Below are 10,608 nucleotides of genomic sequence, written 5' to 3' on the forward strand. Positions count from 1 at the left end.
TTAAGAAAACATTAAGTTTCGACACAATATTAATTCTGTATGTTAATCGCATTGTCAGTGGTTTAAACTATATAACAATATAGTTTAAAATTTAAGATTCTTCTTTCAGTCTCCTTGCATAAATTTTGCATTCTTAATGATGAATTGCACTTATTGTCTCTATGCGAGGACAACAACCTGTTTGCAATAAAAATAACATACTACTTAAGTTTTACTTAATACTTAAAACTCAGTATTTTGAAATCTCAGTATTCAATTAAATATATTTTCTTGACAAGAACAAGGACTTTGTAGGGTCCAGAGTCTTAATGTCGGAATATTAATCTTGATTTCATCTAATTACAACTTAATGAAATCTTGACAAAAAATATCTTAACTATAATTTCATAGACCGGTACATATTTTATTTGGTTTTGAAAAAACGTGAAAATTCAAAACTTGTCAATCCATAATTATAGCCCAAATATCAAATAATTGAATGCCAAAGTTAATTTCAAAATACTTGTGTATTTATTAAGAATCAAGAAACTTTGTTATGGAAGCTTTATGAAAGCTAAAAGCTTTCAACATCTAATTTACTTATGCTTGAACTTGAAGGAGTGGAACAAGTTGCTGTATTTGTCATGGTTTATAAACCAAAGCTATATTCGGTTATAAATAGTGGATATTAATTGAAAATGCTTTCTATTAGGAGGTTGTAAAGCTTTTTTTCAAAGATAATGATTAAATCTTAAAACTTTGTTAAATAATCTTTCGTTTTTTTGAAGAAATATCCTTTAATTAATCTTGCTTAGTACTTATAAAAGTAAAGGATAAGAAAAATATTAATTTATATCACTAATTACTGATTTAAATTATCAAATCCAAAAAAAAATTTTAAAAGTTAAAAAAATCGTAAGTATAGTTAATTTAAGCAGTTAATTGAATAACATAGAAACAAATCAATTTAATCTGGTGTATTAGATGGAATCAGTAGAAAAACAAATTCTGACTTTGAGTTATAAACTAGACGCTCTCTGTCAAAAAATTGAAGTACTAGATAGAAAGCTTTCTCAAGTTATATCTGGTTGTGATTTAGAACAAAAACAATCAATACAAAAACTGTGGGAAAACATCGATGTTGAAAACTATCATCAATCCAATGTACGCTTTAACACTGAGCCAGAACTGGAACACAAAGATGTATTGACTGATGGTATGTATCTTGAAGGAAATCTAGATGGTGGAGAAAAGCAATTAACTCCAGAGATTCAAATTCAACGGCTAACAGCTCAGTTAACTGCTGCATATAACCGTATTGCAGCTTTAGAAGAGCAATTATTGCTCAAGAGGATTAAATCTTGAAATACAGCAATAGCATATATTTTTTCTAGAAATCTCAAGTATTTATCTGTAAGTAGGACAATAGAGAAATTATTTTTTCTTTGTCACTATAAAGATAGTGAACGATTACAAGTAAATTTAGTTAAAAGGACTTTACAAAAACAAAATAATTTAAGCTCCATGGTTTTAAGCCAGAGATTGTCTAGAAATAAGGATGACAAAGCCAATATGCTAAATCTTTTACATTTTGATAGTCAATCTGGTGCAGGTTAAGATAAACGCCAAATATTTATGAAGCAAGTTGCTAGATACATTGGATATGGGGAGATAAATCCAAGTCTCTAGCATTTGAATTTTAATTCCTTGAATTTGATATTCATAGAGATTTATGTATCTCGTCTAGGTCGTCATACTCTCTTTTGATTACAAGCAAAATAGGATTTGACAGACAGGTATTTCCCAATAGAATTCTGCATCAGAAAAGTGAACAATTATTGAAGCTATGAGCCTAAAAGATTATTTCTGCTAAACGCCTAAATCCTATTCCAGAGGAGTGTAAGACAAGTGCAGACTTTAGCAGAGTATTTTTTCTTGGAGATATTAGAAATTTGAGGTGTAAAAGATTGTGTAAATTAGTGATTTTTCCAGGGATGATCGTAGTAACGTTCAAGTTGTTCTTCTATTGCTTGTAAAAATTGCTTTTGTTGCCAATTATGACCTAGAGAAGCAGCAATACAAAGACCTCCAGCACCTACACCTTCTTTAACAAAACCTTGTTCGTAGATTTGCAGTTGAGAATAACGAGAATTAGTAAAATAGAGTTGAGTTGCAAGAAGTGCTGGTGTTTGTTCGCTGTAGTCTATTTCTTTAATAGTTTCTTCAATAGTTTCTTGAATAAATTTATGTTGGTATTTATTTTGGTGTTCGCGAATATAAATTTCTTCGCGAACACCAATTTGTTTTGCTAATTCAACTGTTCCCCCTGTAGGATCTTCTGCAACCCAACGTGTTGTACCTACTACTACTTGTTTGGGTTCCCAATCAAGATTATCTTCGCGAGCGATCGCGCTTGCTAAAGCATAAACAGCCAGCATTTGTGTACCTCCTGCTAGCAACACGCCACAATTACGACTAGCAGCAATTGTCATTCCTGCAGCAAAAACCTGCATGGGATCGCCAACCGCAGCAACCAATTGTAATGGGCGATCCAAAATATCAGTAAGGAAGTCAGAGAATTGTCTTCCTGGGAATATTCTCTGATTCATCATCTCCAAACCTGTTTGCACTAGCTGTAATTTTTGTTCGTGATTACAGACTGGATGACTGCTGTTTACCTTGCCAGCAGCATTAACACCCAAAGCTGTTAGAATAGCTAATGCCGTGGTAGTACCACCAACAACACATTCACCAATAATCAAATACTTGTTGTGAATTTGTTTACTTAGGCGTTCTCCCCAAACTAAACCTCTTTCTAGTAAATGCCGTACCTTGGATAGTTCCATTGCATTTCCTTGACTCAAGCATCTTGCTGGTACGCCATACACATTAATTACTGGCACTGCGGGGGGTTGAGGTAATCCCGTATTAAATATATGAAGCGGTATATTTAGTGATTCTATTATTGCCCTGGAAATAAGTGCGGGAGAAGCTCCTGCAATTAAAGGCGGTAAAGGGTATTTAGGTTGGTGATTTGCGCCGTAATATAAAAATTCAGCATCTGCACAAGCTGTATATTTTCGACTTTCTGGGGTTTTACCCGCAGCAGAAATACCCGGAATTAAAGCTGTTTCCGTAAATCCTAAAATACAAGCAAAAGTAGGCTGACAGTTGCGATATTGTTGCAGCCATGTTTTAGCTTGTTCTGTTTGAGTATAAATACGAATCACTGATATTTATAGCGCTACGGGTAAGTCACAAGTCAAAAGAGGCCCCTTCCTTATTTCCCGGTTACTCATAATCCATGAGTATTTGTACCCAGCGAGGTGGACGGGGTATAGAATTTCCCAGACGGTCGAAAAGTAACCAAGCTGCAATATGCACTACAAATAAATACACAAGATTACTGGTCATAATTAGTCCCATAACTCCAATTTGAATTATTAATTCTGAAGGAGTTGCTAGAATACCCAGTTTCAAAAATAACCATTCCAGCAAATTTGTCACCTGGGATATGGTGTAGATCCACAAGTCTTGACCAGCTAAAACGGATAGTAGCCACAAACGGAAAAAGGTTCCCAAGGCTCCCAACATTGCACCGAGAGGAATAGAAACACTCCAAGGTACACGACGATTCCAGGTAACCCCTAGCAGTACGCCCATTAAGCCATAAGGGATCAGAAATAATAAGCTACGGGTCGGTCCCATTAAAACCAACAGCAACAATCCCGAAACTACTGCTGAAATCCACGAAGCTCGCTTACCCCAACGGAGATAAACTAAGGCGATTGGCAAGGGGAAAAACATCCGTAATAGCCCCAAGGGAATGTAGTAGTTGAGATACCAAATCAAGCTAGCAGTACTAGCTAAAAAGGCAGTTTCTACCATCCGCAACGGGGCTCCAACGGATAACTGCGGTTGAATCAAGTTGGTTGGTTTGTTTAGCTTTTTATTCAAATTGATTTGTGACTGGAGATAATCTCCGGAGGACGATCCCCTGGAATTACCTTCGGTTTCATCTGGTAGAGAATCCGAAATGCTCATATCCGAACAATTGTTACACTATGATTTTTTCTAAGGTTGATGTATCAAGAATCAAATTAAAATCATAATTCTGTTCGATCAACCCTTTCTTTTCTAGCTTAGTTAAAGCTTGTGTAACTGTTTCTCATACCAAACTGTTTGAATTTCATTTGTCATTTTTCATTTGTTACCTCAATTTACCACCTTAATTTGTGACCTCAAAAATAATTGCTACACGATCATTTTTTCTAGTGCCGATATATTGGGAATGCAGATGAAGTCATGATCCCGTTTAATCAAACCTTTCTTTTCCAACCTGGTTAAAACTCGTGTAACTGTTTCCCGCGCCAAGCCACTCAAACTACTTAATTCCCGGTGGGGTAAATTCGGAATTTCAGTTCCTGATGTTCCTTGTTTACCCTGACCCTCGGCTAAAAATAGTAATGTATCTGCAACTCGCGACTGACTGTCAGACTCTCGCAAGCGCAATCTCCGATTAACTTGGCGCAAACGTCTTGCCATCAACTGCGATAACCTGACTCCAGCAAGGGGTTCTGTATGCAGCAATGTGACAAAATCCTGGGATGGCATACTACCAATTACGGTTGGTGTAAGAGTTATCACATCAGTAGAACGGGGCACTTCATCGAGTGCGGCCATCTCACCAAATAATTCTCCCTTACCTAAAATATTAAGGGTTACTTCTCTACCTTCTAAGTTGTAAGTACGAATTTTGACATATCCATCCACAATAAAATATACGGAGCCGCCCCAATCATTTTCCAATAAAATTACTTGGTTTGATGGATGAGTGCGACTAACAAGATGTATGAGTGCTGGTCCTATAACTTCCTCTGATAGTCCTTCAAAGAAAGGAGCATGGCGAATCCAAGAGTCATCCATTACGGCGTCTTTACTAAAGCTGCAATATACACAACAAACAAAAAGCTACTTTCAGCCTAAGCTATCAAAGCACAGCGTTGTCTAAATAGAAAGCTAAACTATGTTACATAACTTTCACAAGCAAGGTATTTTTTTCAATACTCAAAAATATTTACTTATGGGTTTAAACTGAGTAAATGTTTTACATCAACCCATATTTAACAAAACGTATCCAATCGGTTAACATATCTTGCCTCATCTAGTAGACTTTGCCTCATCTAGTAGACGGAATAAGTGCTGCACGGCATAATACTGTTTTTGATATCCTATTTCCGACATGAGAGTTACAACAAAACAAACATTAGGATCCTCAAAGGGGATTAAACCTTTACTATCACAGTGCTCACGCCCCAGACTACCTGTATCAACAGAAATCATCCATTATTTTTCCTTTTGGTATTTATTAGGACATAAGTTTTGTATTTTTCCCTTGAAACTTAATATCAACAATTGGTTTACTTCCGTTATCTTGTACTAAAGAAAATACATGTTTAAGTGATTCGTAACATAAATACATAAAGTTTACATTCCTCAGAGTAATTAACTTTTGCAAAATAAAGACTTGACAACAGTTGCTATCTAATATTCTCAACTGTGTGTCGAGAACTTGAAATTAACTTTTGCTGTATCCCCGGAAATGGTTGTGACCCAAAAGAAAAGTTAAGGCATATAAAACAGAATCATCGGCAACTAAATTAACGCGTTCAATTCGATCGTTTTACCTGTAGTAGTCGTTAAAGGTCGTAATTGTTAAAGTAATTTCCACATCCTCAGACGTAAAGTTTAAAAAACGGTACACCACTGTGACTTCCCGCACAACCGACATCCAAAGGCTGATTGCAGATATTGAAGGTTTACTTGCCCATAAAGGCAAGCGCTTACATCGAGTTCTGGCTCAAGAGCAGGACGCACGAGAAATTTTAGAAAAAATTCGTGCTTTTCTTGTCAGTTTACAAGAAAGCAATGCAGTTAGAAGCCCGGGAGAATCTGATGGCGAGCAACAATTATCTCCATTATTATCAAGGTTTGTGAATCAAAGCAGTCAACTATCTCCTGGAGAAGAAGCCCAAACATCAGGTGAGTTGGGAATATCGCCAAGGACAGAGTTGAGAACTGTGCTCGAGCCATTAAAGTTAGAAATGCAAACCTTGTTACAAGAAAGGGCTAAGCTGGTTGAGGAAATTAGACATTTAGAGCAAAAACGATTACAAAACTACTCGTTAGCGCAGCAAGTTGCAAATCAAGAAAGAATGATTTCCGAATTTTTGCAGGTGCTGATGAATCGTATTCGCCCAGGCGTTAATTATAAAGCGGATGCACCACAACAAGATTTCGGCAGACAAGTAGGACAAGAAGTAGAACAAAAAGCTTTACCTGAGTTTGGTGCTGCTAGTTCCTCTACGGCTAGCAGTGACTTAAATCCAGAAGCATTGATAGTTTCATCCGCTCCGGCTTTATCAGATTCTCTCGATCAGTTACAGCAGCTAACAAGACTTACTGGCGATTTAGACCATCGCTTGTTAGCGCTAGACAGCACCGTCAATGCGGTGTTTAACGCTTTAGAGCGTAATATTCTCACCTATCATGATTCCTTATCTCAATCACTCTCCAGAATGCATTCTAAAGGAGTGCAAGGTGAGACATTACTGACCAATTTAATTGATAACTTAAGTCAGCATCTGCGCTCTGATAATACCATTCAAAATGGGTCTCAAAACGAAACTAAACTTGAAGATCGCAATAATTTTACAAATGTAGATTCTTTGGTGTCGCCAACTGAAGATATTCAATCATCTACTTTGATGACTAGTAATTATACTGGTACAGATATTGTTGATAGTACAGATTCTATACCAGATTTAGATTCTATACTTTTAAATCTGGATAGCATGAAAAATGATACGATAGATAAGGCTTCGGGTAATAAGATACATGAAAAACCAGTAAGTTTGGACTTTGAAGATACCCAAACTGTACAGTATGAGCCACAAGATAAGCTAGAAAATCAGATATCTGCAAGCAATGATGTTGATGAACTCTATGCCAGTTTATTCGGTGCTGGTGACCTAGTTGATACTACTGAGAATATTAATTCACAAGATAGTGCGCGATCTCTGGATAATATTACAGATGAAGAAAGCAGGATAGAAGGTGCTAATTTTGACGCCTATGCTACTTCTGAAACTGATACTTATTCTAGTGAAACTCCTGCAGTAAGTAGTGAAGAAAAAGATAGTAAAACAATCACAGAAACAAATTTTAATAGTTCTGATGGGCAAAATGTTGCTAACGTAACAGAACAATTAACGGTAGAAGAAAATTTACTAACCTCTACACCCAAAATTGAGTTACCGTCTGAACCTGACGAAACATTCCTGAATTCTGATACGGAAGAAGATTTTCCTCTATCAAGTATAGAATCTGCTATCTCCAACACAGATACCGAGCGGTACGAAAGTCCAAATATGGGTAAGATTCTCCCAGATATTGTTACCGCTGAAGAAGTCATGGAGGATATGTGGAATACATTTCCCTTGGAAGAGAATATAGGTACTGAGGTAGAAAAAACGAAGGAAAGTGAGGGAAGTATTGTCACAGGGGAAGCTGTAAATACTGATACTTTGAATTCCGATAGTTCTTTGAAATCTGATATAATTCCAGACTCAACCCAACTTCCTGAATCGAAATTACTTCCAGAACCGGAAAATGCTCCCAATGACGGGGATATGATCACAGCTTTGACAGACTTACTGCCAGAACTGGGTATTCAAGGGGATATGTTTGAGGTTGAAACTTTCACTCAGAAGCAAAGTATACAGGAGCAAGGAAGTCACGGTGCCCTTGATGCAGTCAATTTAGCAGACAATCAAGAACAAACCTCATCAAGTATTTCAGAAGAAGTGGAGAAGTCAGATGACTATCTTCCTGCTTCACCAGAAGAAGATTTGCTAGCACAAGAACAAGCTGCAATTGATCGGTCAAATCTTGAAATTTCCTTAAATCCCGAACAGCGACAACAATTAGATCGGGATTTAAATAATTTTGATGCGGAGCAAGCTCCACAACCTCAAGTAGAAAACCACCCTGAAAGTAATGCTCCTGTCAGCACAAGTGCAAAGGATCTACCCAAATTAGAAATTTCTGCTTGGGAAACACCTCCTGAATATTCAGATCCAGATTCAGGCTCAAATCCTACGGAAAAGTGCGCTGATACTCAGTTAGACTTAAGCCCTACTCTAGGACTTACTGAGGAAATTTCCACCCAGAATGTTACTAATAGCGATACTCAAAGTAGCGATTTACAAGCCAATTATTTATCTTCCAGTACAGGAAATATAGATCAGGCTCAAGTGGATGATAAAGTCAGGAATTCAGTTTGGTACTTGGGAATCGATTTGGGTACTACGGGTATTTCTGCTGTAATATTAAACCGTTCGACCCAAGAAGTTTATCCTTTATATTGGTCTGCTCCAAGCCAACCCCCACTAAATTCCGTTCAACGTTCTTTTCGTTTACCTGCTGAAGTTTATTTACCTTCCTCAATCGCTGCTTCCGAACAAAATTCAGTAAGTTCTCCAGATGAAGCTGCTGAGAAACAACCTAGATCGCCACTCCTCGATCGCAATCTATTTTCAGCCCATTTAAAACCTTATTTACAGGTCGCTTTACCTTACAAAAATCATTCCGAAATTTCTTTGAATAAAGGGCGACAAAAATGGGAACCCTTATTACAACTCAATGAACTGTCTACCATTCCTTTGGTTTGGGTGGTGCGATCGCTTTCGAAATTATTGTTAACTTTGAAGTCAGATCGCAAAAGTACAACTTTGGGTTTAACCGCAGCAGCAGATGGCTTAAATGCAGAAACTTTCGATTTAGTTATCAATAATCTTGCGGGTGTTATTTGTACCTGTCCGTCTAATTCCTCAGAACAATATCGCTTCAATGTTCGAGAAGCTTTACTTACGAGTAAACTGGTACAGCACCCCCAACAAGTATTTTTTGTGGAAGAAGCTGTTGCTGGTTTACTAAGTGAATTAGATGGTGCAAGGGGTGAAACCGTTAAATTTAAGGGTTCTAAACGCTCCTTGTTCCCCAAAAGCAATTCCCAAACTTTTATCGGTAACACCTTAATCGTTAATATCGGGGCTAGTGCGACAGAAATGGGACTTGTTGATATACCCCAAAACCTGCATGAGTTAACTCATAACAAGTTCATGTTGCATAATTTCTTCTATGCAGGAAAAGCGATCGAGCAAGATATTGTTTGTCAGTTACTAGTTCCGGAAAAATGGCGGGAATCTCGTTTTAGCAAGCCAGAAAGTGCAAGCACCCAAAGTAATACTTCATGGAAACCATCGGTTCCTGGATTAGAGCAAATGCGCTTATCTAGTTTAGGACTGGATAAGTTGGAGTTACCGCGTCCTGGAGAAGCGGATATCAAAGCTCGGATTCGTTTGCAACAACGATTAGAAAGTTCTGTATTAGGACAAGCGATACTTAACGCTGCTGGTGCTTTAAAATTAATTTTGCAACAACAAGAATCTTTTCAGATTGAATTAGCAGACCAAAGATGGGTTTTACAGCGTAGAGATTTAGAATCTCAAGTCTTTGTTCCTTTTGTTAGACGTCTGAATCGGGAAATTAATCGATTGCTCGTAGCTCGTGGAATTCCCACAGAAGCTGTTGACCAAGCAATTCTAACTGGTGGTGTTGCTTCATTGGGTTCTGTAAGTCGTTGGTTGCGCCAAAAACTTCCCAATGCCAAAATTATCCAAGATTCCTATCTTGGGGAAGATAATACTCCTAAATGTACTCGTGTAGCTTACGGTTTAGCTTTATTAACCTTACATCCCCAAGTATTGGAAATTCCCAGACAACAATACACCGATTATTTTCTCTTTACAGAATTATTACAGTTACTACCCCAACGAGCGGTATCATTTGGCGAATTAATTCAGTTATTTGAAGGTCGTGGAATTAACACTCGTAGTTGTCAGCAACGTTTATTAGCTTTTCTTGAAGGTGAATTACCCCAAGGTTTGATACCGGAAGCAGAAAACTCCCAATGGATTACCCAAGGTTCTATACAAAACCCTTATTACAAAGCAATTGCGACCGCACCTTTGTTTGAAAAACAAGGTAGTCTTACCTATCGTCCAAATTTAGGACAGTTGGAGCGTCTGCGTCGCTACTTAGATGTAATTCAAGCAAGTACTCAGCAATCCTTAAAAGAACCTTATACTGTGAATTTTGTTGTCGGTGTGCAGAAGGAATGAGTAATAAGTAATGAGTAATGAGTAATAAGTAACAAGTAATAAGTAACAAGTAATAAGTAAGGAGTAATAAGTAAGGAGTGAAGAGTTCAGGAGTCGGGAGTTGTTTAATTTATGTTCTACGGATCCGCTAATGACTTATGTCCTAGGGACACAGTATGGTAATGACTTATGTCCTGCGGACACGCATTAACGCAGCGTGACGCGTTCACAAAGTGAGGCACTTCAGTGTCTACAGCGTCATAACCTACGGTACGCTTACGCTAGGTGCTAATGAATTATGTACTACGGACACGCTATAGCTACGCTACCTTACGGATCCGCTAATGACTTTTAACTTTTAACTTCTCCCTGGGGTTCTTATTACTCAGTATGGGAAAATGCCAAA

General features: G+C 37.6%; 5 protein-coding genes. 2 read left to right on the top strand and 3 right to left on the bottom strand.

Going from position 1 to position 10,608, the window contains the following annotated elements:
• Positions 1-963 precede the first annotated feature (963 nt).
• Positions 964-1,344, top strand: a complete 381-nt coding sequence (locus tag QNJ50_RS11530) for a hypothetical protein (RefSeq protein WP_300635402.1) — start codon at positions 964-966, stop codon at positions 1,342-1,344.
• Between the two features lie 611 nt (positions 1,345-1,955).
• On the opposite strand, the gene cobT is transcribed toward QNJ50_RS11530, so the two are convergent.
• The 3 genes from cobT to QNJ50_RS11545 form a co-directional block, all read right to left on the bottom strand.
• A complete protein-coding gene (gene cobT, locus QNJ50_RS11535) occupies positions 1,956-3,209 on the bottom strand; it encodes a nicotinate mononucleotide-dependent phosphoribosyltransferase CobT (protein WP_300635403.1) in 1,254 nt (417 codons plus the stop codon).
• 61 nt (positions 3,210-3,270) lie between these two features.
• Positions 3,271-4,023, bottom strand: coding sequence for a DUF2232 domain-containing protein (locus tag QNJ50_RS11540; RefSeq protein ID WP_300635405.1), 753 nt, complete (start codon positions 4,021-4,023; stop codon positions 3,271-3,273).
• 210 nt (positions 4,024-4,233) lie between these two features.
• Positions 4,234-4,905, bottom strand: coding sequence for a Crp/Fnr family transcriptional regulator (locus QNJ50_RS11545; protein WP_027844366.1), 672 nt, complete (start codon positions 4,903-4,905; stop codon positions 4,234-4,236).
• Between the two features lie 842 nt (positions 4,906-5,747).
• Here QNJ50_RS11545 and QNJ50_RS11550 point away from each other — a divergent pair.
• Positions 5,748-10,223: a hypothetical protein gene (locus tag QNJ50_RS11550; RefSeq protein ID WP_300635406.1), complete on the top strand. Its 4,476-nt coding sequence runs from the start codon at positions 5,748-5,750 to the stop codon at positions 10,221-10,223.
• Positions 10,224-10,608: the final 385 nt, after the last annotated feature.

The sequence above is a fragment of the Mastigocoleus sp. MO_188.B34 genome (assembly GCF_030065675.1).
In the GTDB taxonomy this organism is placed as follows: Bacteria; Cyanobacteriota; Cyanobacteriia; order Cyanobacteriales; family Nostocaceae; genus Mastigocoleus.

What these genes read in the sequence shown, in the direction of transcription:
- QNJ50_RS11530 (WP_300635402.1), top strand. Translation starts at nt 964, where the DNA reads ATGGAATCAGTAGAAAAACAAATTCTGACTTTGAGTTATAAACTAGAC.
- QNJ50_RS11540 (WP_300635405.1), bottom strand. Translation starts at nt 4,023, where the DNA reads ATGAGCATTTCGGATTCTCTACCAGATGAAACCGAAGGTAATTCCAGG.
- QNJ50_RS11545 (WP_027844366.1), bottom strand. Translation starts at nt 4,905, where the DNA reads ATGGATGACTCTTGGATTCGCCATGCTCCTTTCTTTGAAGGACTATCA.